The sequence below is a fragment of the Paucisalibacillus algeriensis genome (assembly GCF_000577245.1).
In the GTDB taxonomy this organism is placed as follows: Bacteria; Bacillota; Bacilli; order Bacillales; family Amphibacillaceae; genus Ornithinibacillus.
The window spans coordinates 25,929-51,629 of record NZ_CBYO010000021.1; the positions used below are offsets into that span (position 1 = coordinate 25,929).

Sequence of the window (25,701 nt, forward strand, 5' to 3'; positions counted from 1 at the left end):
ACTCTCCCTTTTCACATCTTTTTCAAGTAACCTGCTCCTTTAGTAAAAAAGATGGCTACTAAAGACGAACTGTTTATTATATTAAAGTATCAATACTTAAATTGAAGTAACTACTATTCATTAGCTTTATCCTTCGTTTTTTTAATAAACATCATTATTCCTGATACAATAAGTACCCCTATGAGAAATCCTACAATTATACTAGCCAAAAGTTGCCAATCGACCTCTTCATTTCTCCATAAACTCATTATGAATACTGTTAAAATTACACCAACAATCCACGTTATACAAAATTTCAATGTATTTTTCACTATTTCTCCTCCAAATATTTGATGTGATTTTTATCTTATAAAAGAATTAGGCTTCTGTTACATTTCAATATTTATTCTTACTCCACTAACCTGCTCAGTTAGTTGAACAAGCACCTTCACTTCTATTACAAAACAACATTCGAACTGCGAACTATAAATAACTGAAATAAACATAATTAATATTTCGAAATTTCTTATTGTATAGTTTGGATTATGTTATACTTTTCCTTAGTGTAACAAGGAGGTACAAGTACAATGGTAAAAAGATAATAAGAGAAAATCTTAATATTATTTTAATAACCTTAGAATAAACATGTAGATTTTCTCTTTCATAGAATGAATATATAGAAAAGGGGAAAAATAACATGTTAAATAAATTAAGTGACACTACTTATTATTTATCTAATCAAGGTGATAGAGAACGACCAACATTAGGACTGGTATGTGGTGACCGATATAGTCTAATAATAGATTCTGGTAATTCTCCTCAGCATGCTCAGGACTTTTTACTAGAAATCGAGAACCTAAATGTACCACCCGTTAAATATGTTGTTATTACCCATGCACATTGGGATCATTTTCTAGGAATGAATGAATTTGATGCTACTGTTATAGTTAATAGTCAAACAAACGAAATTATAAAAGAATGGCAAAGTTTATCCTACGATGATAGTTCACTACAAAAGTATGTGACTACTAATCTAATGAGTGCTATGTGTATGAAGATTATACAGACTGATATGCCAAACAGGGACAGTTTTAAGATAAAATCTCCAGATGTAATCTTTGAGAATACACTAACTATTGATTTAGGTAATAAAATCTGCATTCTAGAAAGTATCAAAAGTACTCATACAGATGACTCTACTATCATTTATATTCCTGATGAAAAAGTTGTTTTTTTAGGTGATTGTGCTTATGGTACAACCACAAATTCTTTATTTCATTACAAGCAATCATTGTTATTGCCTATGATTGAAGACATTCAAAAATATGATGCAGAAATGTTCCTACTTGGTCATGAATCTATCTGTGATTTAAATGAAATGAATATATATTGGGAAGAGTTAACAACAGCAAGTCAAGTTGTAAAGTCCAACTCACTAGAAAATGCGATAGAGGCCTTTAAGGCAGAAAATAAAAGGGATCCTAATGATAATGAATTATTTTTCATAAAAGCATTTGTTAATGACCATATTATTCAGTCACAATAATTCTATATAATACAGATATAAACAGTAGCCATCTCATTAAAAATTGATATGAGGTGGCTTTTAATTAGTTGAAACATTGATAAGTGCTTTTCAGCTAAACTGCCCAGTTACATTAAGTATAATTTTTTACAAATCTAAATTCTATTGATACCACTTAGGTTTTAATCTACTGAAGTAATCATGATCATCTAAAAACATATAAACTTTATCTAACATCTCATTCATGTTGTTTGGGGTAGTTTTTATAGTCCATACAACAGTAGAAAAAACACACATTGCTAGGTAAAGTGAATACAATCTCCAAAACTCTTCATCCGGTTCCTTATTATTAAAGTAACCTTTAATTTGACCTATTGAAAAAGGAATGCTAACCTCTCGGCTGAAAATGCCAATCTTTAGAAACTCATGAAAAGGATCTCCCCAATCATACCTGTTAAAGTCTATAACTCCAGCGAACTTCTTATTATTTACAATGATATTACCAAGGTGAAAATCATCATGTTGAAATAAGTTCGGGCGTTGTTTCATGAGTTGAATATTTTCATCAATAAAATTCATTATTTTATGGTCATTTCTAATCTTTACTCCACATACTAAGTAAGCATCTATATATTTCTTATGCTTTTCTACTTTCCTTGAATACCACGAAGAAATATGATCTGGAGCAGGTAATTGATGCATTTTCCTTAATTCTTTTCCCGCTTCCATACCAATATTAAATTGTTCTAGTTCCGAGTATTTTGTGATTTCATCTTCGGCATCCTTACCATCAATATATGTCGTGATCATATATCCTCGATTCCCTACCTCACCAATTGACATCGGCCGCGAACATGTAACCTGATAATGCTGCATCCTTTCCATAATAGAGTACTCTGTTTTCCTTGATTCCAATTCTTCTAAATTAAACATCCGAAGTAATAACTTATTGTTGCCATCTTGCATATGTATTAGATATTTTTCATCTGAGGAAAACCCCTTTTTAATTTCAATAACTTCTCTACAATTACTTATTAAAGGAATTTGTTTTATTAGAGTTTTACTCACACTCTCGCCCCTGTCATTAATTTTTGAGATCAAATTAGTAATCTAATTTTTGATTAAATCTATCAAAGACACTATATTTCTCTCTTTTACTAAACAGCCCCAGTAAAGCCCAACAACTAAGTTGACTTACTTCGATTTAAAATAAATAATTTCAGGGTCTCCTGCATCCAAGTTTTCAATAATTCCGCTTTGTACGAAACCGTTTGCTATAAAGACTTTTTGCATGGCTTTGTTAGATTGGTTAGTAGATGAAAATACTTTTTCGGTAGGTGATATATTAATAAAATAATCCATCAAAGATGTTGCATACCCTTTACGTCTTACTTTCGGTAAAACTATTATCAATGAGATAAAACTACAATTAAAGAAATTGGTATCATAAATTAAAAATCCAACAATTTTGCCTTGTTGTTTGACAACTATACACCTATTTTCTTCTACTGCTTTTTCAATAAAACCCCGTCTACTATCATTGTTTATAACTTCTCTATCAACTGTAACAATACTTTCGACATCTTCTAATTGAGGTTTCAACACATTTTTTAAATTCAAATCAACCACCCTTTTAGTCTTGGAAATCTATGAGATACTTATTTATCTATTTGTTTGGCAAAAGATAAAGTGATCATCAGGACTCCAAACATGTTGATCATCAGCAATATATCCACGCAGCCATAACACGCCATTAATATTTCTTAGGTAAAAGCCTTTCGGAAAATCATCGTCTTCACTTACTATCTCTGATGCAATTGTGATGGAACCAAAAGGAGCTTGATTTTGTTGTGATAGATTCCTTGTATTTCCATCAGGTTGGTCTAGATATTTTAGTCTAAGGTGAGGTCCAAGTTCCAGCGGACACAACTCCAATCCAAGTTCGCTGGACCGTTTAAAAATACGAGGTAATGTAGATCCATCAGGATATCCCAGGTCTCTTATGGTTAGTTCAACGGTCTTCAGTGTGTATGTTGTTTCTGAAGTAGTAAATCTTTCATCCGATAAGAGTGTCTCTCCATACTCATTTAGCATGATAGAGTTTTGTTCCATTTTTTGAAAAAGCTCAAATTTCGTTAACCCACCAACTTCTATGGTTCTAGTAATAGCTGGACAATCAGGGTATATTCGCATTTTAGTCACTCCTAATAAAATCGGTTACTTTTATACTACCATAATATTCTAATAATAATTTCTTAAGAAAAAGACGATCTTAATTTTTTTGATCGCCTTTCTAATTCTACCAAACTAGGGCTCATCCCCCGAAGTCAGATTATTGTCGGGCCACATAGAAAAACGCCTATCAAAGATAGACGTTTTATGCGTATATAATTGTGGCGTAGGACCATGTGGTTCACATGCACATGTATTGCGTTGTCCTTCGTCTTACACAATTCAGCTCATCGCTAGATTAGTATAGCATTATTTCCACCACTATACTAGATGTATTTTACTTCCAGAAAGCTAAATTTTTTATTCTAGCTTGTCTTATTTCTCAACCTCGTGCATACATTTTTCTTGAGGTGAAAAAATTGAGACAAACATCGATAGACAAAATGCATATTTTTCTGGTTATGTTCTTCATGAGTCTGGTTATGAGTATTCAAGCACCTATTTTTGCACCATATGCAGCAAAGTTAGGAGCATCAAGTGTATTGATTGGGATCATACTCAGTCTGGCATCTTTCACGAATTTGACAGGAAACCTAATTGCTGGTCCATTGGTGGATCGGTTTGGGAAAAAAGTATTTATTACACTACCAATCTTTGTTTCGGGGATTTTATTTATTGCCCATGCACTTGCTTCCAGTTCTACAAGTTTACTAGTCCTTCGTGCACTTAATGGCTTTTCCTTAGCATTTTTAATTCCTGCTGCTTTAGCTTTATTGTCAGGTTATGCGAAGAATAGTCAACAACAAGGAAAGAACATGGCCATTAATGGCATTCTTGGAACGATTGCTAGTATTGTTGCCCCAATAGTTGGTGGACTCTTAGGAGCAGCCATCGGCTACGCGAATACCTATTATGTAATCGGAACTTCTTTACTATTGATTGGAATGTATACCACATACTTTTTGAAGGAAAAAGAGAATACGATTGTGGTTCAGAAGCACACAAAGCCGTTAAGCTTTATACAGGTTATCCAAAACCCTCATCTTAAAATTGTGTTTCTAACGGGATTTGCCTTGATGTATATTCACGGTGTTATTATTTATGAAGTCCCATATCTCGCTGTGGAACAGGGACTTTCTACGGCCACTACTGGAGTTTTGTTCAGCTTCTTTGGAGTTGGAACATTTTTCTCCTTATCTTTATTTTTCATTAACCGCTTCGATCCGATAAAAAGGCTAATCGTTGGCTTGTTTGGAATGTGTATCAGTTTGTTCGCCATATTTAGTGGCCTAGTTGCCTTGCCATTCTTGTTACTCTTTATAGGTTTCTTCTTTGGAATTATGATGCCTGCCATGGCGACTGCCATTACTGATGCTATCTCAAGTGAAGGGCATGGTCGAGCATTTGGTGTTATGTCTGCGGTATATTCAGTTGGAATGATTGCCAGTTCGTTTATTACTGGGGTAGTTCGGGATGTTGTATCGCCTTATTTTATCGCATTTCTTATTGGGATGCTTACCCTTACGTTAATTGGATATGCTAGGCTCCAAAATAGGACGTCCACTGTTTCTCAGGCACCGTATCATTATTCATGATCTATGGTTTGAAAGTATGAGGGTAGATTTTTTCTTCTGGGTTCTTGCCCACTTTGAAAAATTCAAGAAAAAATTCAACATAGATTATGCCACCTAACGCAGTTTGGATTCGATTGTATTAGTGAGAAGGATTTCTTCCATTCTCGAAGAAATCTAGTCAACACATTAAGGAAAATTCAAGTTAAACATGCAGGACCGGTAATGTTTTAGTTGCATTAGATATTAGTAAATTCAAACCCTCGATATGGGGGTTTGAATTCTTTTTTCGTTAGTGACGTCTAAATTATCTAAAATGAATGCAAGTTGTGTGAGATACTCCCATTCTTCATTTCAACCCTAATCTTCACTCCAAATGATGTATAAAAACCAAAACTCAGAAATTACCTCTCGTGATCTAATTGTTCCTTAAAATATACTAGTAACCCCCAAAGGAATTCTCCTTTGGGGGTTACTAAATTATTCGGCAGTAACGTCTAACTTATCCAAAATAAATGCATAACATGCCGCCGCTTCCTTCAAATGATTAAAGCGGCCCGAGGCACCAAAATGCCCGGCACCCATGTTCGTTTTCAGGACAAGGGTATTGTCATCAGTTTTCAATTCTCTCAGGCGTGCGACCCACTTGGCCGGTTCCCAATAAGCGACCCGAGGATCGTTCAGACCAGTTGTGACATACATATGCGGATAGTCTTTTCTTTCCACATTGTCATATGGGCTATAGGACTTCATATAGAAATAGTCCTCGCGTTGTTGCGGATTGCCCCATTCGTCCCATTCCAAAGTGGTAAGTGGAATGGTGGTATCAAGCATCGTTGTAACCACATCGACAAACGGTACTGCTGGAACAATAACCTGAAACAGCTCGCCTGCCATGTTGGCCACTGCTCCCACAAGCAAGCCACCAGCACTACCTCCACGGGCTGCCATTTGACTTGAGGTTGTATAGCCTTGCTCAATAAGATACTTCGCAATATCGATAAAGTCGGTAAACGTGTTTCGTTTTTCCTGCATTTTTCCTTCTTCATACCAATGTCGTCCCATTTCCGAACCGCCACGAACTTGTGCAGTGACAAATACGATTCCTTTGTCTAAGAGCGGGAGACGATATGGATCAAAATGTGGATCGCTGTTTGCACCATACGATCCATACCCAGTTAGAATTAACGGTGCTGGCCCCCGATTGAGTGCGTCTTCCCGATAGACAACCGTCATCGGTACATTGGTTCCATCCTCGGCTGTCGCCCACAAATGTTCTTGACGATAGTTGGATCGATCATATTCCCCACTAACAGGAGCTACTTGCAAACAATGCTTCTCGCCAGTTTCCAGATTCAGCCCAAAAGTTGTTTTCGGAGTAAGCAACGACTGGTATTGGATTAATACTTCGGATGTATTATAGCTTTGATTGGATGAGATGGAAACCGTGTAAAGGGGCTCATCCCAGTTAACCTTCTCCAATTCACCATCCTGCAGTACCCAGATTTGCGTTAAACCCTCTTCTCTTCCTCCGACAAAGAGCGTATCACGAAACGGGTACAAGCTTTGCAGATAGCGTTTCTCATTATACGCAATGACATTTACCCGTGATTGAAGGTCTTCGAGTGAACATCGGAGCAGCTGAAAGTTTAATGCTCCTTCATTGGTCAATATCAGTAGATTATCTCCCCAATGTTCTACATCATATTCTATTCCGACACGACGCTCATCTACTAGCTGTATCGGGGATAACGGAGCATCCGTATCGATCAGATGGATTTCACTTGTCGTTGTCGATCTCGAATGAACAAAAATAAATTTTTCGCTTTGCGATTTTGTTATGAATAATGTAAAGGTCGTGTCTTTTTCTTCCAATATGAGCTCATCAGTACTCACGTCAGTTCCCAAACGATGGCGCCATAATCTGTACGGTCTTTGACTCTCATCAACTGTAATGTAAAAAATGTATTCACCGCACCGACTCCATTCCAAACTGCCATATAAATAGACATCCGGAATCTGATCCTGCAAGAGCTCTCCCGTTGCAATGTCCTTCACATAGGCCGTATATCGGTCCGTGCCATCCCGATTCTCCAAATATGCAAGACGATTGTGGTCAGTACTCATTCGTCTAACCGTTACACTTAAATAGTCACCCTCAACTGCCAATTTATTTAGATCAAGCACCACTTCCTCTTGTACTTGAGGTAGAAGATCGCGGCTATTTGCCTGTTTTCGTGCATAGATTGGATATTGTTTGTCTTTGTCCATACGGGAATAGTAGAAGTATGGTCCATGCTGTACCGGCACTTGTACTTCTGAATCCGGAACACGGTCAACCATGCTTTGATAAATTTGTTCGGTTTGTTCCTCTAGCGGGAGCATGATGTCATCGTAATACCCGTTTTCATCTTCTAGATACTGGATGACCTCCGGATTGGTACGGTCCCGCAGCCAATAGTAATCATCTTCACGCACATCACCATGCAATTCATGGGGATGAGGAATGCGTTTCGCTATAGGTGGTTTCATAAGTTCCACTCCTTCCTCTCTATGTATTAATTTCGTGACTTGGTCCGTTAAATCCTCTTTTTTTCTAAAATTTTGACAAGAAACGATCGTAATCTACATATTCATTAAAATAAAATTCCTTATGTCTGCATCTATCAACCTGCATAACGCGATATAATTTTAAATAGATTCTTAATATGAAATAATACAACTAATCGATGAACGTTTAAGGAGCGTGTTTATCCATGATAATTATTCATGATGTGATTCAAGCAAGAGAAAACATTTCTGATATTACCCATGAAACACCTATCTTACATTCCTCCCAACTTAGTGATATTTGTGGGAATAAGATGTATTTTAAGGCCGAGCATTTACAAAAGACCGGTTCTTTTAAAATTCGTGGGGCAACCAATCGAGTAAAGCGTGCGGTCAATGACAGGGCGACATTCATCACTGCTGCTTCCAGTGGGAATCATGGGCAGGCGGTTGCTTATATTGCAAATAAGCTAGGCGTTCCAGCTACTATTGTTGTTCCCGTTGATGCCAATGAGAGCAAACTAAATGCGATAAAAGCATTTGGAGGAATGATTGAAAAGTGTGGGACCACATCAGCAGAAAGGCTACCAAGAGCCAAGGAGCTGGCAACCGAACATAATGGTGTCTTTACTCCTCCCTATGACGATCTATTTGTCATGGCAGGACAGGGTACGATTGGGTTAGAAATATTGGAGCAATTAGAGGATACAGATGTTATTGTGGTTCCAATTGGAGGTGGCGGATTAATCTCCGGAATACTCACGGCCATTAAACAAAAGAAACCAAAAATAAAAGTGATTGGCGTAGAACCAGAGACAGCAAATGATACCTATCTTTCGTTACGTAATGGGAAAATAACTTCCATACCAGCAACAACAACTATTGCCGATGGACTTAGAACTAGTCAGCCTGGAAATTTAACATTTCCTATCGTTCAAAAATACTTGGATGATCTTGTCCTTGTTTCGGAGGAAGAGATTAAGTTGGCACAGTCCTTTGTCTTGGAACGAATGAAGCAGCTCATTGAACCATCCAGTGCCGTAACCGTTGCAGCAGCGATGAGTAGAAAATTAGGTGTCGAGGATAAAAATGTAGTCTGTGTGTTTTCTGGTGGAAATGTGTATATTAGGAATTTAGCAAGCACCATTAGTTGAAGACAAAAACAAATAGAAGAAGGATTTTGAAACTATAATAAAGAGCGAGAAGTCATTAGATGAACTTCTCGCTCTATTGGTATGTTAAAGTAATATAAATAATTTCATTCTAACCTATTACAAAACTACAGGATAAGAAGCACGAACCCTTTCATCCATATCCCCATGTTGATAATCTCTCAATCTACCTTCATAGACCAATTCAAAGTCTGCTGAACCAAGTAAATCATTTGGTTGAACCAAACAAACATCTTTATCAAAATTTATCGCATTACTTTCCTTCAAAACAGATGCGACAAATTGAGAACAGAAGAAGGCATTTTTTCTCTTAATCGGCTTTTTTACCATGACACCTAATAACCCGATCAAATTATAACGATAATAATCCTTATTGGCAGCAATTAGTTGTATAAATCGATTCATCATTTGCAGATCTTCTTCTGTTACTGTTAACGAATAAATAGCACAATCGGCTTGTCTAAATAAGGCAGATTGCATATCCTCTCTAACAAACCCACCAATAAAGGGATTTTTCGGTGTTTTTCTACCAAAACTATAGACTTCCTTTAAATCAGCATCAAACGAGATGGAGGCATGATTATAGGGTTTCTTCGTATAGGACTTTATCAATCTTGTAAATGCAGTTCCTGTATCTGTTAAAAGAATATAAATCTTCTTTTCTCCAACCATTGTCCCCACCTCAGATTCTTTAGTATAGTATAGGATTAAAATTATTTACTCTGGATGTCTTCGTCACTTCTATATTCTAAAAGATCCCCAGGCTGACAATCTAACGCTTTGCAAATTCCTTCTAAAGTCGATAACCGGATTGCTTTAGCTTTGCCATTTTTCAAGATAGATAGATTCGCCATCGTGATTCCGACTCTCTCAGAAAGTTCCGTTACGCTCATTTTCCGTTTTGCTAACATTACATCGATATTGATAATAATTGCCATTGTTTTCACCTCAGACCGTTAAATCGTTTTCTGACTTGATGTTGATTGCTTCTTGTAATAGCTTTTGGAGAACAGCAGCAAAGACTGCAATCACCAAGGAAGCAAATATAGGTATCGCTCCGATTATGATAAGACCTGGGGCATCGTCAAGTTCTGCTACGATATAAACAAATGGAATAATTACAACGTACACAATACTGAATATAATAGCACTATACTTTATTTTGGTTAAAGCAGCAACAGAAATTTGAGAGAAAGCTTGATTTCTGTCTATATAGTTCAATAGTTTAAACGCCTGATAAAATGCCATATAAAACGGTATTACGGAAACATACATACCGATAATAATTGGATATAGGATATGAGCAAAATCTGGATTTACTGGATGATTCACTAACCAATTCCCCCCAACAACGCACAATACAAGAACTGGAATACTTACGATAATAAGAGCTAATTTTAAAAAGAGGGTTGAACCTCGTTTCATATAAAACACCTCACACATGACTAGTTTACGAAATTTATTTTAACAGGTGATTTATCGTTTTGCAATAAATTTTTATTAACTTTCACTGAAATTATATTGCGAATTTTATCCAAGAACATTTTGCATTTAATACTTGGTTTGTCTTTATGATTTAATTTAAGTTACCATGTTGGCTAAAACACTTCAGTACGGAATGAAAGTTGTTCCCATCAAAAAAGAACCCACTCTGAACTAATGTTCAAAATGAATTCCTTCTTAATTAATTGGTCCTATTCTTTTTCAACCAGCTATTTGTGCGAATACTCTTTCATAAGCATCATAGATTTTGTCTGCTTCAACTGGCATGTTAAGCTCATACTTATACTTTTTAAAATGTAAAATCATTTCATAGAAGGAAATAAGTAAGGTTATAATCGACTTCGGAATCCTCTCCCAGGAGCTTATTTCATTGGTAACACGCTCTAATTCCAGGAATATTTTTTCAAACTGTTCTTTATCCATCCCTTTTCCTTGTTCCAACTGAACGAAAAAACCATTATTTTCATCAATCGCTTTAACTAAATTTCGAATTAAACTCTCCTGATCGTGCTCTTGTATACCCTCACTCGCAAGGAACTGCTCTCTCACTGTCTTAAATTGTTCTGCCGCTTCTTTTATCCGATCCTTTTCCTCATCCATGTAATTATCGGAAAACAGATAGAGTTCAGCATAGATTTCTATTATGGTAAGAACTGCTTCCTCTGGTATAGAGTCTTCCTTTTCCCACCATGTACTTAGCTCACTGAGGGCTTGGATACATTTCTCATATTCATCGTGGTCTAGGCCATTGCCCATACGAAGTTCCGTAAGCATATTTATTTCTGACTCGATAAATGCCTCCATCAATAACGACTCGTTCATTCCGTCAAACACTCCTATTTCGATTCTCCAGGACCAATTTCACCCAAAAATTCTGAAGGTCTACCAAGAAGGGTGATGGCTTCTTTTGGAATGGAATACTCAATCAACAATTCCTGGGATTTGTTCGCATAATTCCTTACCCTCTGCCAAGGTTTTCCTGCTTTACTTACTAGGTATTTGTCCTGAGTTTCCGGATCTGTTAAATCATAATACTTATTCGTCACCTTATTCAAATCAATTTGTACAATTCTGAGATCCTGAGAGCTATTTCCATCATTAATATTCTTCGTTGCATTTTCGTACGCTACCTGAAAGCTCTTTGTTGTTGAAATATATTTTGAGCCTTTAAAATCCGGCCGACTTCCATTGTTGACATGACCCGCTATCGTGATTTCTTCTCTTTCGGGTGCTTTTGCAAAAATGCCCTTTTCTGGGTCTTCATCCTCTCGTATTACGCGGTATACGATATTTTCCTTGGGTTCAAGAGGAATATCCTTTATATCCTCTAAATATTCTTCAGCCTTATCGAATGTATCATTGAGATTGCTTATTCCTTCCTCTTCACTCGCATCCCCAGTAAATACTGCTATCGATTCATCAATAGATCCAATTAGGTCGCCTATAAACTCAAATAAATCGCCAAAGGCTTCTTTGACCCCATCTATCGCATCATCAATGTTCTCCCACAAGCCATCGAACCAATTTGTGATATCTTCTAAAAATCCCTCGTCAGCATCCTCGACCACCAAGTCTGTAGAAGCTATATCCGTATAGTTCGATTCTCCAAATGCCTGATGTGGCTGAAAAAATGGAATCAGAAAAAATGCTATTAATATACTTAGTAGAAATGGATATTTTAACCCTTTCAATTAACTCCCCTCCTGTATCAATAAATCTAAAAATTTTAAGGACGTAAAATATGTAGTTTGTTTCTTCAGATTTTATAAACAAAAATTTACTGTAGGGTCAATATACTAAATTATTATCCATTTATAGTACATGAGGAAGGGTATTTGGAATCATTTTTATACTTCATTTTTTCATATTGTAAGCATGGCCCCTCTTTCATCAAATGTTGAATCAGGATTAAAAGCGACCTCCCATACATTATTTTCTGGGTCTGCAAAAGAAGCAGTACGCCCACCCCAAAATGCATCATCTGGTTCACTAAATATAGTCCCACCTATGTTTTTAACCTGTTTAATGGTTAAATCAACTTGCACCGGTTCGTCCACATTAATTGAAAAAGTAACACCTTTAAATACATTTTTTGATGTAATAATTTCTAATCCGGTATCATTTGCTAAATTTTTCAATTGGTTAGAGTGATAATAATACTCCAACTGTTTTATACACGGCATAATCCTCATAACCATGGTCTGTTTCTTCCCACTCTAAGTCATGATAGAATTTGCGAACAAGTGGTAAATCAAAACATCCTATAGTTATTAAACTAACCCTTTGAAGAACCATCTTTTATCCTCCTACTTAACAATTTATCTACAATTAAAGGTACTTCCTCCAAATCTTTCACTATAAAATCTGCTTTAACGTTCTCCCTTTGATAATCTCTTTTCCATATACCTTTCATGCCTACACTCTGAGCAGCCTTTACATCATTTTCCGGATGGTCTCCAACAAATATACTTTCAGACGGTAAAACGCTAAGTTTATCTAAGGCAATTTGGAATATTTGAGGTTCAGGTTTTTTTGTTCCTTCCCACTCAGATATAAGAATTGCTTTAAAGTATTTTTCAATACCTAATGCTTTAATATTATCCATTTGAAACTGCCCTTTTCCATTAGTAATCATTCCAAGAATTATATTTCTATTCCTTAATTCCTCCAATGTACTAATAAGGTTAGAAAAAGGAACACAATTATCTTTAAATTGATTGATATAGTCTTGAAGTAATTCATCCCACGTCAAACCTGTAATGTCAAATTCATCAACTAACTGTTGATACACTTCATCCTTCCAAACATAACCCCTATTATCTAGTTCAATAAATCTTGTTATGTAATTATCCTTTGGAATATGATTTAACCATTTATTTAGTCGCTGATATTGCCTTTCAATAAAAACCTTTACTGACGCATCTCTGTTTAATAAAGTTCCATCTAAGTCAAATACAACAGCTTTTATCATATTCTATCACTCCCTGAAGATGATCCATTAGTTAAAAAGACCGCTGTATTAGCTATCTCGTTGTTGTGTTAAAGCACCTGTTAGCATGTAATCTTTAATAAGTAGATCTCTGCTTTATATAGCATCCATTTTTTGCTTTTGTGCCTCTATATAGTTATATACTTTTACTATATCTTTGTCATAGTCGTTTTCGATTTCAAAATACGTAACACCTGCTTCTAAACATTTGCTTTTAAATTCTTCATGTTCCTGGATTAGTTCCGCTATCGTTCTTTCTTCTGGCCAATTACGGCTTTCTATTGCATTTCTATAGTTTACTATTTTTGATGTGAAGTTTTCTTGAATATAATTTGTTGAAAAACCTAAGAAAACCGGAATAATTTTTTTGGAGTACTTGCTGTTAAAGTCTCTCATATAGTATGGCAATATATAGCATCCTTCCATAATGATATGTTGATTATTCTCGATATTCGTCATGATAATCCCTTTTACTATAGGCCACAGTTTATCTCCAATCACTTCAGTACTATCTAGTGGTGTAAACCCACAATTCTTATCCCCCCTATACAAGCCCATTTTTAAATGATCAATAGATAGATAAGGAATTTTATATTTTTCTAGTAAATTTTGTGCCATCAAGGTTTTTCCAGTACTACCTACAGCACTAATTAAAATAACCATATAGTACTCCCTTTCAATTTATTTGGTATTTAACCGGTACTTATTTCTCTATCTGCTCCGTTAACATAATAACTTCTATTTAAATACTAACATAATATTCCAAAAGTAATATTAGATTTTTATAATAAGAAAAAGGCGACCAAATTTGATCCCCTTGTAACGATTGCACCAGTTAACAATACAGTGTTATTGTTTTTTTAGTTTCACACTATAAAACCTCATTGCTTTTGGAACACCTTCTATTTCAAAAACCCCATTCATGATTAAATGTCTTACTCTGTACTCCACATACACATCACCGATGTATTGGTCTAAATATCCAATAACCTCACCAATAAGACGTGCTGATTTCATAAATCCATTATTCTTTCGCTCTTTATGTAGCTTTTTAGCTTTATTGATTATATAGTCATCATAATACGTTGCATCTACACTCTTTATTGTTTTATTTTCCCATACTCTTAGAACCTCTTGTGTGGAAGATAACTCTATCCAATCCTCCTCCAACTTTTTACGTTGCTTAGGACTTACCGGGGAAACCTTTCTACTTTTCTCATAAATTAACCTAATTTTTTCAATTACAATTTCTCCAGTGTGTAACGGGTAAAAATCAGAATCTGGTATTTCGAATTGACTTTTAAATTGTTGAGTTGTATTCATTAAGAAAATATCGTTATGTTGATCTTTTAATAAATATAGAACATATCTTAAGGCAGTCTGTTCGTGAGAGTTTTCCCCAGCCCAAATAATAATCGGTGTATTATTAGGAATAGCGTTAATCAGTGAAGTAGTATTATGGAAATTATGTTGGTATTCATCTATATAACTATCATCATAAATTAGATGATTCTTTATCCACTCATACCTTTGATTAAGCCCCACCTTTTCATGCAATTGCCAAACTGGACCAATTGAAAACAAATCTGAGAATGAAATAACCTTTTCTTCGGCTTGTAATTCCATATCTTTTAATGCTGTTTTTAAACTTCCAGATGCTGAATCACCAAAGAGAATATGTACAACCTTATAGTTTTTATTATTTTTTATATCAGTTTGGTTTCTTTTATAATTTAGAAAATCACTATATGTTTTTTTCAAGTCAGCCACAAATTGCACATCAGTATATTGCTCTGTTTCATTATGCATATTGATTCGCAAAAGAAATTGAAATAAAAGTGACCTCACCTCGTCATCAGGAGAATTCTTAAGGATTCTTTTTAATTCATCAATCAATTTATTACCCCCTTTTAGGTTATATTACCACAAAAATTTAGTACATCTTATTAAACACAAAAGGAGCTGCTTCTATAGATAGCACCTCCTTCTATATCTTCTTTTTATGCGAATCAGAAAATTCTTTATTTAACTTATGAATAATGGTATTCTACAAATGAAAATGTTTCCAAAAGGAGGATCTGTTTTGACAACCACAATAAATAATAGAACCATTATGAATGAGGTTACCATTAATGCCCCGTTACAATTAGTTTGGTACGCTTGGACAATCTCTGAACGAGTTTCAGAATGGTTCGCACCTGAATCAGTCGTAGAAGCTATAGAAGGTGGGGCTTATGAACTTTATTTTATACCTGGAAATAAAACTGGAATGAATACCAAAGGTTGCAAGATTACTAAACTTGTAGCTGAAAAAGAATTACGATTCACTTGGAAAGGCCCAGATCAATTTGAATCTATAATGAATAGTGATAATGAATTAACTACTGTAAATGTTAGTTTTGAATCAGTTGATCCAAAAACTTCAAAAGTTATTGTTGAACATACAGGATTTAAAGAAGATGATCAATGGAAAGAAGCATTTGAATGGCATCAGATGGCTTGGTCAGGAGTTCTAAGTAGCTTAAAGTCGGCTCTTGAAAAAGGTGAAGGCAATTTATGTTGCCAACCTATAGATTAAAATAGACTGCACGAAACCATCTATTTGTCTCAATTTTAATAGATGGTTTTCATATTTCTGCGCTTACTTGGGTAAATTTAATTAACCTGTCTCTTAGTACAATCACAATTTCAATTACCTATTATTTTCCCAATATTCTTCAGCCTCGTATAGATGGCTCAATACCTCTTTTGCAATATCCTCATATATATTTTCAGATTCACCTTCGACGTCGTACCTAAACCATTGACCATCATTATCTTTCAACCTAAACCTATTACTTAAGTCATGTGCAGTCACTTTATTAGGTGGTACTTTCTCCCCCCAAGAATGAATAAACCCTTCTGGTGAACATACCCCTATTTCAATAACAAATCCTCCACCATACCTATCAAATTGGAATGTAATTAAATCTATTTTGTCCTTACAGATTCTGCGGAAATGAGGAAAAGATCCTCTAAACCCCCGATCCCTTAATTCTGAAACTACGATCTTCTTTAATTCTGAGATCATTTTGTCTCTTTCGTATGACACCTTACCACCTCTTCTTATAATTCTTCATTTCTAATACTCACCATTACTGAACTAACCTGTCCCTTTACTTTTCCATTTCCTTCACATACTCTATGTTCATTTTACCAAATCCTCTTTAAACTCATATAAATAAACATACAAATAATTATTGTTGTTTCACTTTCATAGATATAGCACAAATTAATTTACATTTTGGGGTACTTTTTATCATACAAATTTAGTTGATTATTGCATTAATGCCTTTATCAATAAAAAAATGACTATCAAATTACCATACAATTTGATAGTCATTTTAAATTGGTCTTTTATTGTTTGCAAAAGGTAGCGGGACCCGTTTTCTTTACATGTTCAAAATGGATTCCTTCTATATATAACTATTATTGAGCTGTGTAGCCACCATCAACAATTAGAGAGTTACCAGTCATGAAGCTAGAATCATCGCTAGCCATGTATAATACGGCTTTTGCCATTTCTTCTGGTTTACCTAGACGCTTCATTGGTGTCGCGTTTGTAAGGAATTCTCGATCAGTTTCCCCTAGGATTGGTGTTTCGATAAATCCTGGGCAAAGTGCGTTTACACGAATATTACGTTCTGCATATTCTAGTCCAAGAGAACGAGTTAAGTTAATTACACCAGCTTTTGCTGCATTGTATGCTGCACTACCAGGCGCTCCAACCCATCCATACATGGATGCTGTATTGACGATGACACCACCATCAGCTTTCAAGAATTCTTTGATCGCACCTTGAGCAACTAAGAATACGCCATCTAAGTCAGCTTCTACTGTTTTTCTCCACTCTACATAGGTTAATTCTTCTGTTGGTTTTACGTTACCAATACCTGCATTATTGAATAGAATATCTACTTTACCAAATGTAGATAATGTTGTTTCATAAATATTTTTAACATCTTCTTCACTCGTAACATCCGCTTTTACGAATACAGCTTCTGTACCTTCTGCTTTTATTTCTGCTTCAAATGCCGCACCTTTTTCTTCATTAAAATCTACTAAGACTAATTTTGCCCCTTCGGCAGCAAATAAACGCGCTGTTGCAGCACCAATACCAGATACTCCACCAGTGATGACTGCTACTTTATCTTGTAATTTACCCATTTGTCTATTCCCCCTGTTATAATATATAGGATAGCCTATTATTCTTGAAAAGATTTACATCCATATTGTAGTACCAATTTTGGGGTAATCCAATCATTAAAAAAACAGGAATGTCTACTTAATAGACACATCATACATGTCTGTCTATCACATACAATTTTAGTTTCACAAAAAGTTTATAATTGGAGGGACCTAGATGGTGGAAAGTGTTACAACTCCGCGAAGAAATCGTACAAAAGAACATTTACAACTAGCTCTCATTGATTTGATTAAAGAGAAAGGTTTCCAAGCTGTTACCGTTAAAGACATAGTAAACCATTCCCAATACAATCGAAGTACCTTCTATATCCATTACCAGGATAAATTTTATCTAGCAAAGGATTTACTAGACTCCATGCTTAAGGGGTTAGAAGAAGCTGTTGCTAAACCATTTGAAAGGATTAGAAAAGTAAACACCGTAAAGCTAAATGCCAGATCCTTTGAGTTCGTTTCTTATATTTATGAAAATCGTAACTTTTTTGAGTTGATAACCTATCAAGATACGATTCCAGAATTGCATACGAAATTTCCGCAAACTATCTTGAAAATCTATCAGGAAAAGTTTCAATTTAAAACCATTAATAACATACCAGTGGACATGGATTTCTTCACACGATACACCGCTTATGGCTTTTACGGTCTTTTGTCTCATTGGATTGCTACCGGTTTTGCCGCAACTCAGGAGGAATTTATTGATGAGGTGATTAAGTTGGCCCGGACTCATATGGCAGTGGTTCGGTATGTTGGGGATATGTAGTGCTATGGGTAAATTATCTAATGAAAGTTCGTCCCATCTTTTTTAATAATTGTCATTGGATTTGGAAAGGAGATACCATTTCGGGGATGTACTACTTAGTTCCAGCGAAAAAATGAAGGGGAAGGTTACTGTTGCTTAATTCTTCCCCTATAATTCTAGTAATCTAAGCTTCACTATATACCGTTTACTAGAGTATTAAAGCCAGCTTATCATTTCTAATTTCGGGAGTGACAGCTACCGCTTTTCGTACTATTTTTCTTCCATTACCTTTTCTAATAACTGCTTCAACACATGTACGGCCATGACACAGTCGTCTAGTGAAGTCCATTCTTTAGGATTATGACTAATTCCTTCTTTACTTCTAGCAAATATCATGGCTGCAGGTATTCGTTCACCTAATATCATAGCATCATGCCCGGCTCCACTTGGAATAAAAGTTGGGGTAATACCAAGTTTATTTACAACATCGGCTAACCTTTCCTGTAAGTCCCGTTTTATTGGTAAAGGCTTTATCTTTGTATTGAGATTCCACTTTGCTTGTAGTCCTCTTTGCTCTGCAACACTTTCTGCCTTTTGACAAATTAGTTCTACAAGTTGATCACGAGTTCTTTCATTAATATCTCGAATATCAACGATAAGCTCTACCTTCTGGGCGATTACATTAACACCATTAGGATGAACGTTTAGTTTTCCTACTGTTGCTACAGCTGTTTCGCTAACCTTGCTCGGTAAAGATTCGATTTCACTAACAAATATCCCCGCTGCAATTACAGGATCTTTACGACTACCCATTGGTGTGTTTCCAGCATGCCCGGCTTTTCCTTCAAATGTCACTTCAAGCCATGCAGGACCTGCAATGCCGTTCACAATACCAACCGGACGGTCAAATTTTTCGAGCACCTCTCCCTGTTCGATATGAACCTCTGCAAAGAATTGCATATCCTTTTCCACACTTGCAGGTTGGAGAAATTCCTCTCGGCTACTTCCATATTCATGAATTACTTCATCGAAGGATTTTCCCTCCGCATCAATATATGTATCTAGAACTTCATTCGATAAATTTCCCATAAACGCATCACTGCCTGTAATTCCAGCATTGAACCGCGACCCCTCTTCGTCTGAAAAGATAGCGACCTCATAGGATACTGGCGGAATATATCCCGTCTCCTTCCATGCCTCTGCAACTTCCAATGCTGCAAGAACACCTAAAACCCCATCAAAATTGCCACCACTCGGAACAGTGTCCAAGTGGGAGCCAGACATGACAATTGGACCTTCACTTTTCCCCTTTAATCGTCCAAATACATTCCCTGCACCATCTGTAGTTACTTCAAGACCTGCTTCCGTCATCCATTTACTAACTATTTCTTTTGCATGCTTCTCCTCAGGTGAATAACCAATTCGAGTAACTCCACCATTTTCCCCGGCTCCAATTTTGGAAAGTTCATGTAGTCTAGATGCTAATCTTTTTCCATTTATACCAGAATGGTCTAACTGTGTATTGTAGCCGGCTAGTAGTTTATCGTAAAGTACCATGATCCTATCCCCTTTCTCGGCAAATGTTGCTTTCTGAATGTTGTCAACCATTACTACATTCTATCATAGACGTAGAACAATTGGAGAGTCCGAGCAAGAGTATACATCAACCTATACTATCTATTATTCTTTTTCCATAAGAGTTCATTCAAGGGTTAATCTGGGGCAAGAAATCTTGCCCCATGCATATTACTTAACCTTCGCCTTTAACTGCTCAAACAACTTCTCCACGGTACCAATTCCTACATTACGATATTTTGCTAATGTTACTAGTTCCTGTGGTAGCTGTCCCACATATTCAATTCCAAATTCATTCAATTGTCTTAATAGGCTTGGTATACCATCAAATTCATTCTTATCCAGTGAAACTTGCGATAATTTTTCGGTAACGATAATGTAATCCTCTTTGTAGAAGAGAAATAGTTCTCCAGGTCTTATTAGCTTAATTTCACGGCGCTTTTTCTCTTCTTTTATAAAAATCTTTAGTTCTTCAAATAGATTCTTATCATTTGTTTCGTTATATCGCTTCACATACGTATGCAGTCCCTCTATATTCTCCGGCAATTCACTCATGATACGTGCTTGTTGTTCACCGCCAAGGCGAATCAAAAATAACTCTGATTTTTCAAATCGCTGTGGTAATAAGAAAGCATCCCTTAAAAAATGCGGAACATTAATCGAATCTGTTCCGTAATAAATGGTTCTAATCGTTGTCATTCCAGGAGTTACATTTTCCTCTTCTGAAAAATTCTCTACTTCCTGAATCGTAGCAGCAACTTCCGCTTCTTCAGGAGTTTGCATTAAGAATTTCTGAAAGGAGTTTTTAAATAATTTTTCCATATTTTCAAAGCGTATTTGCAACTCAGCCATATCATACGATTCTTGAATACTTGGCTCTGGATCATGATAGTCCGGGGTCTTCATCTCCAGTGGTCCATAAACCTCTACATACCAGGAAACAATTGTATGTAATGCTTCCCATGACAGTAATGCTTCCGAATATCGAAATGGACGCACATCATGTGCAGCTAGATTTCCGTTTTTTCGAACTACATGAAGGGCATCTCTTACTTCTGATGTGATGATTCCCTGTTCATCTAGATTATCTAGCTTTTCTATTAAAGAAGTATATATTTGGAAAGAAATATGCTCGGTAACTAATACTTTATCGATAATTGCCTCCATGAATGTTCGGGCATGTGTAAGCATGGTACGTGGACTTGTAAAAATACTATGTTCTAACTCGCGTGCAATAGTTGCTAATTCTTTTGATACTGGTTCTAAAAATTTATAAAAATAGGTTTGTCTAGTCAACATAATCTCTCCTATTAAACGAAATAAACAAAGTTCTATTTTACTAGAATAATTGGAAAAAGCATATTACTATTTTTGGTTTTAACTGGTTAAGTGCAGTAGAAGGTAGCGACAGGGTTGTCTTCTCTATATTTCGGAAGAAAAAACTGGTAAGTTATCAGATGAACAAATGACGAGAGATAAGTTATATAATAAGAGTACTAGCTAGGTAGCACTAAAGCATCTTTTAATAGAATGATAGATGATATAATGCCATAACGAAAAGCCGAGACCACTTATGGATTTCGGCTTTTCGTTATAGTAGTGCTTTATTTATTCATACATTGTTAATTTCCCATTTAGTATCCCTATTAAATTAATACCCAGGATAGAATGGGTAATAAGGGTATGGTGTGTAGTACGGGTAAAGGAATAGTCTAGTAAGCAGACCAAATGGGAATTGTTGTCGACGGTACCTACGAAATCTTCTTCTACGTGGCCGGCCATAATCATCATAGTCATCGTAGCCATAGTCAAATCCAAATTGTCTAGTATCTCTAATTTCCCCCATTTGTTGCGGATCAATATCTTCAGGAATTAACATGGTTACGCCATTTTCGTCCATCCCTTCGATAATACCATCAAACTGTGACCCATCATTCATTTGTGCGATTACATGGAAGTTCATATACTGTTTACATTGCCCTTTTATATCGCGTTCCAAATCCTGAAAGTCTCCTTGTATTTGTTGATTCATTGGATTATGTTGAAACATTAGAACCCTCTCCTTTCTATTCACCATTAGGGTATTCGTCTAGCTTGGGCTATGTTTGGGCGATTTGAGGAAATCTTTGTAAAAGGGTCAGTCCCCACTAGTCGAGGTCTGACCCTTTTCGATGGGACTATTCTTTTGTTTTTACGTACGAGAATCCACTTTGAAATTACGTAATAAATTTACTAAATTTAAAACATTCTCTAAACTTATTGTTTGTTTTATCCTATAAAAACATGCTATGATTCCTTTTAAATATTAATTGGAAAGGATGAGATATTATGTCATTAGAAAGTGTTAAAGCCCATTTTAAACAGTGGAATCGCGAGCACGATATTATGGAGTTTGATACCTCTAGTGCCACGGTTCAAGAGGCTGCAGATACAATTGGGGTAAAACCAGCCCAAATTGCAAAGACCCTATCGTTTAGAGGAGAAGGAGACAAAGCTATCTTGGTTGTTGCTGCTGGTGATGCAAAAGTTGATAATAAAAAATTCCGTCAAACATTTAACTTCAAGGCACGTATGCTGTCACCAGATGAGGTACTTGAACAAACAGGGCATCCCATTGGTGGCGTTTGTCCATTCGGTTTGGCAAATAGTTTGGATGTCTATCTGGATGTCTCAATGGAACGTTTTGATAAAGTTTTTCCAGCCTGTGGGAGCACCCATTCAGCAATCGAATTGACCTGTGATGAGTTATTTAACTATTCAGTTGCAAAGGAATGGGTAGATGTTTGCAGAGGATGGGAAGTACCCCCGTCTGAGGCTGAAACTGTTTCAAGTGATCAAGCTTGATACTAAGGGGAAGGTTTTTCTCTAACCCTTCCCACTTACCTCGATCAAACTAATCTGACTCTGATTCAAAAACCGAACCGGATACCCAGTAGTTCCAAGCCCACTATCAATATACAAATACTGCTCCTGCTCAAATTCGAATACCCCTTTATCCAACACAGGAAAATAACTATTATCTGGGCCTACAATGGCACCAATAAGCGGGAATCTTACTTGCCCACCATGTGTATGACCACTCAGAATCAAGTCAGCTGGAATTGAAGCATAATTTTCCACGACACTAGGAGAATGGGATAGTAATATTGTAAACCTATCTTTATTTACTCCATCAAAAGCCTGGCCAAGATCTTCATGATTAGTTGATTCATTATCGATTCCCACGATGTTAATAATCGAATTACCTATTGTAATCTGGGTGTTATGGTTTCTTAGAAGTGTGACCCCACGTTCATGTAGCCCCATTAAAAATACCTCTACATTTTCATTTCCCATTTCATGGTTACCCGTAACATAGAAAACATTTTGGTTCACGTTTACGATCTCCGTAACGAACGAAAACATATTGGTAAAATCCTCTGTTCCTCTATTGATTAAATCCCCAGTTAAGACAACAATGTCAGCATTTGACTCTTTCACCGCTGCAACCAATTTCTTATTATGATGACCAAACACCTTATTATGTACATCTGTTAATTGTAAAATAGAGATTTTAGCATCTGAAGGAATCTTTCTCGTCCGAAATGGAACAGAATTGATTTTGAAAATATTCGTATCGACATAGGCTTTCACCAGTGAACTGAGAAGCAAAACACCAGATCCCCAAAGAAAGTACTTGGAGGTTAATGCCTTCTTTTTCTTCTTTCCTAATATATGACGCATGAAATTCCATCCCATCCTATAGAATCTTCGACCAACATCACCATAAATTTGTAACGTATACAAAGAATTCATCATATTATCTTGGTATTTTTCAATCATTATAGCAGAGGTTTCATACATAGCGATAACATCTAGTGCCTTTAAAAATAGATAATCCAATAGAATGACTCCTATGTTAAGAAGGTATGAGCCTTTCTTCACAATTAGTAGTGAGAGTAGCTTTTATCTTTAATGATTTATTATGAAGTTGTAACTTTTTGGAGAAACTAATCCTAAAAAGGAGGAAAATGATGATGAAAAAAATTTTGTTCTTACTATATTTAATGGCAATCGTACTAGTCCTTCAAGGATGTAATAATGATGAGGATAATGTAACAGATCCTCCTAACAATGCACCTGTTGAGAATAATGACGATACCTCGGGCGATAATCAGGACGGACAAGACGAGCCATTGTTTAATTTCACTAGTTTTGATTTAGATATTGATTACGAGGACAATAAAGAAATTGATGTGGATTATGAAAATGAAAACGATGGTATGGAGGCTGAGTTTAAAGATACCGTTAACGATGAGCGTTTAAGCGGTGATGAAGCATTCGATAAGCTAAGACCGATATTTGAAGAATTAACATTTGACCAAAATACAGAAAATGAAACTGTAATATCGGAAGTATTATCAGCATTTGACCTAAATAACGAATTTACGAAATTGGAACTAGAGGTAAAGTTTACGGATGGAACTGAGAAGGAGTATAACCAATAGGTTAACTTCGGGTATTTCAGGTTGTAATTCATGATTTTGCTAGTAAAGTCGAGATGAAATGGTGACTAGAGCCTTCCCATTCTTCATTTCATAACAAATCCGAGTCCAAAATGAAGAATAGGCCCAAGCCATAATAAAAGGTACCACTCCACCAGGTCTGGTACCTTCATTTTTATTTTTCTAACAACCAATTTATATCTCCAGGTCATCTTCCTTAATCATTTGTTGTACCTTCTCTATTTCCTCATCCGGAACAATTAAATAAATCACATCGTCGATTGTCTCTTTACTCCCATCCAGCACATACTGTGTTACATTATTCTGTACTCCTGTATAATTTTGTAACAGATATTCGATATTATTAAAATCGAGATTGGTTGTTACATTATCTCCTAGAAAATCCGCGAAAGTTTCTAGTTTATTAATCGTAATCGAAGTTGTTCCTTTTTGAATGATGGCCCCAAAGATTTCATCCTGAATGGCTGTAAAATCTATTTCATCTCCCTGGTAACTAGCGAGCATTTCAACATACCGGTATGCTTGTGTACCACTTAAGTGAAGCTCTCCAGGTGTTAATTTAATGTTTGCCTCTTCTATTTCAATGTCTAGTTCATTATTTATCGTGATTCCACCAAGTCCGTCGATTAGTTCTGTTACCCCAGCAAGGTTCAGCTGAACATAATAATCTAGTTCTAAATCTAGTAAATTTTCAACGGATTCAATTGCCATATCAGCTCCACCATAAGAATAGGCGTTATTTATTTTATTTATTTTGTCCTCTGTCTCTTTTCCGACCATCACAGCACGCGTATCCCTTGGAATAGTGATTAGATTCATGGATCCTGTCTTAGGATTCAAGGATATGACGAGGAGTGTTTCTGCTGTCCCTTTCCCCCCATATTGCTTGTTTATTCCCAAAAGCAGGAAATTGACTGGCTCCTTCTTAACGATTTTCTTCTCTGATTGAATTTGATTAATGGATGGTAGTGGTTGATACATTTGCGCATTAATCGTTTCCTTTACGCCATTGTATATACTAAGCACATAACCACCTACAAAGAAGATTATTAGAAGTACCACTCCTAGAATTATTTTAGACCAAATACGTTTTGGTTTTATTTCCAATTGCTGTGATTTAGACATATTAACTACCCACCCAATGTTTGAAAATTCAAAACAACTATTTTATATTATAGC

The 25,701-nt window shown here is 35.9% G+C and carries 29 protein-coding genes; 7 read left to right on the plus strand and 22 right to left on the minus strand.

The window, feature by feature from the left end; genetic code table 11:
- Positions 1-113 precede the first annotated feature (113 nt).
- On the minus strand, positions 114-311 hold the full coding sequence (locus TY11_RS15700; protein ID WP_042148317.1) for a hypothetical protein: 198 nt from the start codon (positions 309-311) through the stop codon (positions 114-116).
- Between the two features lie 365 nt (positions 312-676).
- Here TY11_RS15700 and TY11_RS15705 point away from each other — a divergent pair, with 365 nt between their 5' ends.
- The gene (locus tag TY11_RS15705; protein WP_042148320.1) at positions 677-1,525 is read left to right on the plus strand and encodes an MBL fold metallo-hydrolase; all 849 of its coding nucleotides are present in this window, start codon (positions 677-679) and stop codon (positions 1,523-1,525) included.
- 141 nt (positions 1,526-1,666) lie between these two features.
- Here TY11_RS15705 and TY11_RS15710 read toward each other — a convergent pair whose 3' ends face one another.
- From TY11_RS15710 to TY11_RS15720, 3 genes are all read right to left on the minus strand, one after another.
- Positions 1,667-2,572: an aminoglycoside phosphotransferase family protein gene (locus TY11_RS15710; protein WP_042148323.1), complete on the minus strand. Its 906-nt coding sequence runs from the start codon at positions 2,570-2,572 to the stop codon at positions 1,667-1,669.
- Between the two features lie 126 nt (positions 2,573-2,698).
- Complete coding sequence (locus TY11_RS15715; RefSeq protein WP_042148326.1) at positions 2,699-3,124, minus strand: GNAT family N-acetyltransferase; 426 nt, start codon at positions 3,122-3,124, stop codon at positions 2,699-2,701.
- A gap of 42 nt (positions 3,125-3,166) precedes the next feature.
- Positions 3,167-3,697 carry a hypothetical protein gene (locus TY11_RS15720; protein WP_042148328.1) on the minus strand — a complete coding sequence of 177 codons (531 nt, stop codon included), beginning with the start codon at positions 3,695-3,697 and terminating at the stop codon, positions 3,167-3,169.
- Positions 3,698-4,137: 440 nt separating this feature from the next.
- Here TY11_RS15720 and TY11_RS15725 point away from each other — a divergent pair, with 440 nt between their 5' ends.
- Complete coding sequence (locus tag TY11_RS15725) at positions 4,138-5,271, plus strand: MFS transporter (protein ID WP_255342708.1); 1,134 nt, start codon at positions 4,138-4,140, stop codon at positions 5,269-5,271.
- A gap of 456 nt (positions 5,272-5,727) precedes the next feature.
- Here the strand turns inward: TY11_RS15725 and TY11_RS15730 are convergent, their stop codons facing one another.
- Positions 5,728-7,779 (minus strand): S9 family peptidase, encoded by a 2,052-nt coding sequence (locus TY11_RS15730; RefSeq protein ID WP_042148330.1) that lies wholly within the window; start codon positions 7,777-7,779, stop codon positions 5,728-5,730.
- A 224-nt stretch (positions 7,780-8,003) separates the two neighbouring features.
- Between TY11_RS15730 and TY11_RS15735 the strand changes: the two genes are divergently transcribed.
- On the plus strand, positions 8,004-8,951 hold the full coding sequence (locus TY11_RS15735; protein ID WP_042148333.1) for a threonine/serine dehydratase family protein: 948 nt from the start codon (positions 8,004-8,006) through the stop codon (positions 8,949-8,951).
- 117 nt (positions 8,952-9,068) lie between these two features.
- On the opposite strand, the gene TY11_RS15740 is transcribed toward TY11_RS15735, so the two are convergent.
- The 10 genes from TY11_RS15740 to TY11_RS15780 all read right to left on the minus strand — a co-directional run bounded on the left by TY11_RS15740 (position 9,069) and on the right by TY11_RS15780 (position 15,357).
- Complete coding sequence (locus TY11_RS15740; protein ID WP_042148336.1) at positions 9,069-9,641, minus strand: hypothetical protein; 573 nt, start codon at positions 9,639-9,641, stop codon at positions 9,069-9,071.
- Positions 9,642-9,682: 41 nt separating this feature from the next.
- On the minus strand, positions 9,683-9,907 hold the full coding sequence (locus tag TY11_RS15745; RefSeq protein WP_042148340.1) for a helix-turn-helix domain-containing protein: 225 nt from the start codon (positions 9,905-9,907) through the stop codon (positions 9,683-9,685).
- Positions 9,908-9,917: 10 nt separating this feature from the next.
- On the minus strand, positions 9,918-10,394 hold the full coding sequence (locus tag TY11_RS15750; RefSeq protein ID WP_042148343.1) for a DUF2975 domain-containing protein: 477 nt from the start codon (positions 10,392-10,394) through the stop codon (positions 9,918-9,920).
- A 279-nt stretch (positions 10,395-10,673) separates the two neighbouring features.
- Entirely contained in the window at positions 10,674-11,294 is a 621-nt protein-coding gene (locus tag TY11_RS15755) for a hypothetical protein (protein ID WP_042148346.1), read from the minus strand.
- Between the two features lie 14 nt (positions 11,295-11,308).
- Entirely contained in the window at positions 11,309-12,163 is an 855-nt protein-coding gene (locus TY11_RS15760; protein ID WP_042148349.1) for a DUF7587 domain-containing protein, read from the minus strand.
- A gap of 171 nt (positions 12,164-12,334) precedes the next feature.
- Entirely contained in the window at positions 12,335-12,655 is a 321-nt protein-coding gene (locus TY11_RS15765) for a VOC family protein (RefSeq protein ID WP_231495850.1), read from the minus strand.
- Complete coding sequence (locus TY11_RS20905) at positions 12,615-12,767, minus strand: hypothetical protein (protein WP_231495852.1); 153 nt, start codon at positions 12,765-12,767, stop codon at positions 12,615-12,617. Before TY11_RS20905 ends, TY11_RS15765 begins: the two co-directional genes overlap by 41 nt.
- Complete coding sequence (locus tag TY11_RS15770; protein ID WP_042148352.1) at positions 12,748-13,443, minus strand: HAD family hydrolase; 696 nt, start codon at positions 13,441-13,443, stop codon at positions 12,748-12,750. The genes TY11_RS20905 and TY11_RS15770 overlap by 20 nt, the downstream gene beginning before the upstream one ends.
- A 114-nt stretch (positions 13,444-13,557) precedes the next feature.
- Positions 13,558-14,124: a 2-phosphoglycerate kinase gene (locus TY11_RS15775; protein WP_042148356.1), complete on the minus strand. Its 567-nt coding sequence runs from the start codon at positions 14,122-14,124 to the stop codon at positions 13,558-13,560.
- 186 nt (positions 14,125-14,310) lie between these two features.
- Complete coding sequence (locus tag TY11_RS15780) at positions 14,311-15,357, minus strand: DUF1835 domain-containing protein (RefSeq protein ID WP_042148359.1); 1,047 nt, start codon at positions 15,355-15,357, stop codon at positions 14,311-14,313.
- 187 nt (positions 15,358-15,544) lie between these two features.
- Here TY11_RS15780 and TY11_RS15785 point away from each other — a divergent pair, with 187 nt between their 5' ends.
- Positions 15,545-16,039 (plus strand): SRPBCC family protein, encoded by a 495-nt coding sequence (locus TY11_RS15785; RefSeq protein ID WP_081755952.1) that lies wholly within the window; start codon positions 15,545-15,547, stop codon positions 16,037-16,039.
- 114 nt (positions 16,040-16,153) lie between these two features.
- Here the strand turns inward: TY11_RS15785 and TY11_RS15790 are convergent, their stop codons facing one another.
- A complete protein-coding gene (locus tag TY11_RS15790; protein WP_052345860.1) occupies positions 16,154-16,552 on the minus strand; it encodes a DUF4304 domain-containing protein in 399 nt (132 codons plus the stop codon).
- A gap of 377 nt (positions 16,553-16,929) precedes the next feature.
- Complete coding sequence (locus TY11_RS15795) at positions 16,930-17,667, minus strand: SDR family NAD(P)-dependent oxidoreductase (protein WP_042148362.1); 738 nt, start codon at positions 17,665-17,667, stop codon at positions 16,930-16,932.
- A 196-nt stretch (positions 17,668-17,863) separates the two neighbouring features.
- Between TY11_RS15795 and TY11_RS15800 the strand changes: the two genes are divergently transcribed.
- Positions 17,864-18,463, plus strand: coding sequence for a TetR/AcrR family transcriptional regulator (locus tag TY11_RS15800; RefSeq protein ID WP_042148365.1), 600 nt, complete (start codon positions 17,864-17,866; stop codon positions 18,461-18,463).
- Between the two features lie 249 nt (positions 18,464-18,712).
- Here TY11_RS15800 and TY11_RS15805 read toward each other — a convergent pair whose 3' ends face one another.
- From TY11_RS15805 to TY11_RS15815, 3 genes are all read right to left on the minus strand, one after another.
- Positions 18,713-19,999: a M20 family metallo-hydrolase gene (locus tag TY11_RS15805; protein WP_042148368.1), complete on the minus strand. Its 1,287-nt coding sequence runs from the start codon at positions 19,997-19,999 to the stop codon at positions 18,713-18,715.
- 189 nt (positions 20,000-20,188) lie between these two features.
- Positions 20,189-21,316, minus strand: a complete 1,128-nt coding sequence (locus tag TY11_RS15810; protein WP_042148371.1) for a DUF4145 domain-containing protein — start codon at positions 21,314-21,316, stop codon at positions 20,189-20,191.
- A 352-nt stretch (positions 21,317-21,668) separates the two neighbouring features.
- A complete protein-coding gene (locus TY11_RS15815; RefSeq protein ID WP_231495853.1) occupies positions 21,669-22,067 on the minus strand; it encodes a hypothetical protein in 399 nt (132 codons plus the stop codon).
- A gap of 278 nt (positions 22,068-22,345) precedes the next feature.
- Here TY11_RS15815 and TY11_RS15820 point away from each other — a divergent pair, with 278 nt between their 5' ends.
- Entirely contained in the window at positions 22,346-22,861 is a 516-nt protein-coding gene (locus TY11_RS15820; protein ID WP_042148373.1) for a YbaK/EbsC family protein, read from the plus strand.
- A 21-nt stretch (positions 22,862-22,882) separates the two neighbouring features.
- Here the strand turns inward: TY11_RS15820 and TY11_RS15825 are convergent, their stop codons facing one another.
- On the minus strand, positions 22,883-23,899 hold the full coding sequence (locus TY11_RS15825) for a metallophosphoesterase (RefSeq protein WP_231495854.1): 1,017 nt from the start codon (positions 23,897-23,899) through the stop codon (positions 22,883-22,885).
- Between the two features lie 131 nt (positions 23,900-24,030).
- Between TY11_RS15825 and TY11_RS15830 the strand changes: the two genes are divergently transcribed.
- On the plus strand, positions 24,031-24,504 hold the full coding sequence (locus tag TY11_RS15830; RefSeq protein WP_052345861.1) for a YusW family protein: 474 nt from the start codon (positions 24,031-24,033) through the stop codon (positions 24,502-24,504).
- A gap of 192 nt (positions 24,505-24,696) precedes the next feature.
- On the opposite strand, the gene TY11_RS15835 is transcribed toward TY11_RS15830, so the two are convergent.
- The gene (locus TY11_RS15835; protein ID WP_042148376.1) at positions 24,697-25,647 is read right to left on the minus strand and encodes an LCP family glycopolymer transferase; all 951 of its coding nucleotides are present in this window, start codon (positions 25,645-25,647) and stop codon (positions 24,697-24,699) included.
- Positions 25,648-25,701: the final 54 nt, after the last annotated feature.

Coding starts and splice junctions, on each gene's coding strand:
- TY11_RS15745 (WP_042148340.1), bottom strand. CDS start 9,907: ATGGCAATTATTATCAATATCGATGTAATGTTAGCAAAACGGAAAATG.
- TY11_RS15740 (WP_042148336.1), bottom strand. CDS start 9,641: ATGGTTGGAGAAAAGAAGATTTATATTCTTTTAACAGATACAGGAACT.
- TY11_RS15835 (WP_042148376.1), bottom strand. CDS start 25,647: ATGTCTAAATCACAGCAATTGGAAATAAAACCAAAACGTATTTGGTCT.
- TY11_RS15735 (WP_042148333.1), top strand. CDS start 8,004: ATGATAATTATTCATGATGTGATTCAAGCAAGAGAAAACATTTCTGAT.
- TY11_RS20905 (WP_231495852.1), bottom strand. CDS start 12,767: ATGGTTCTTCAAAGGGTTAGTTTAATAACTATAGGATGTTTTGATTTA.
- TY11_RS15730 (WP_042148330.1), bottom strand. CDS start 7,779: ATGAAACCACCTATAGCGAAACGCATTCCTCATCCCCATGAATTGCAT.
- TY11_RS15720 (WP_042148328.1), bottom strand. CDS start 3,697: ATGCGAATATACCCTGATTGTCCAGCTATTACTAGAACCATAGAAGTT.
- TY11_RS15725 (WP_255342708.1), top strand. CDS start 4,138: ATGTTCTTCATGAGTCTGGTTATGAGTATTCAAGCACCTATTTTTGCA.
- TY11_RS15770 (WP_042148352.1), bottom strand. CDS start 13,443: ATGATAAAAGCTGTTGTATTTGACTTAGATGGAACTTTATTAAACAGA.
- TY11_RS15765 (WP_231495850.1), bottom strand. CDS start 12,655: ATGCCGTGTATAAAACAGTTGGAGTATTATTATCACTCTAACCAATTG.
- TY11_RS15705 (WP_042148320.1), top strand. CDS start 677: ATGTTAAATAAATTAAGTGACACTACTTATTATTTATCTAATCAAGGT.
- TY11_RS15805 (WP_042148368.1), bottom strand. CDS start 19,999: ATGGTACTTTACGATAAACTACTAGCCGGCTACAATACACAGTTAGAC.
- TY11_RS15815 (WP_231495853.1), bottom strand. CDS start 22,067: ATGTTTCAACATAATCCAATGAATCAACAAATACAAGGAGACTTTCAG.
- TY11_RS15755 (WP_042148346.1), bottom strand. CDS start 11,294: ATGAACGAGTCGTTATTGATGGAGGCATTTATCGAGTCAGAAATAAAT.
- TY11_RS15810 (WP_042148371.1), bottom strand. CDS start 21,316: ATGTTGACTAGACAAACCTATTTTTATAAATTTTTAGAACCAGTATCA.
- TY11_RS15750 (WP_042148343.1), bottom strand. CDS start 10,394: ATGAAACGAGGTTCAACCCTCTTTTTAAAATTAGCTCTTATTATCGTA.
- TY11_RS15830 (WP_052345861.1), top strand. CDS start 24,031: ATGATGAAAAAAATTTTGTTCTTACTATATTTAATGGCAATCGTACTA.
- TY11_RS15820 (WP_042148373.1), top strand. CDS start 22,346: ATGTCATTAGAAAGTGTTAAAGCCCATTTTAAACAGTGGAATCGCGAG.
- TY11_RS15800 (WP_042148365.1), top strand. CDS start 17,864: ATGGTGGAAAGTGTTACAACTCCGCGAAGAAATCGTACAAAAGAACAT.
- TY11_RS15775 (WP_042148356.1), bottom strand. CDS start 14,124: ATGGTTATTTTAATTAGTGCTGTAGGTAGTACTGGAAAAACCTTGATG.
- TY11_RS15795 (WP_042148362.1), bottom strand. CDS start 17,667: ATGGGTAAATTACAAGATAAAGTAGCAGTCATCACTGGTGGAGTATCT.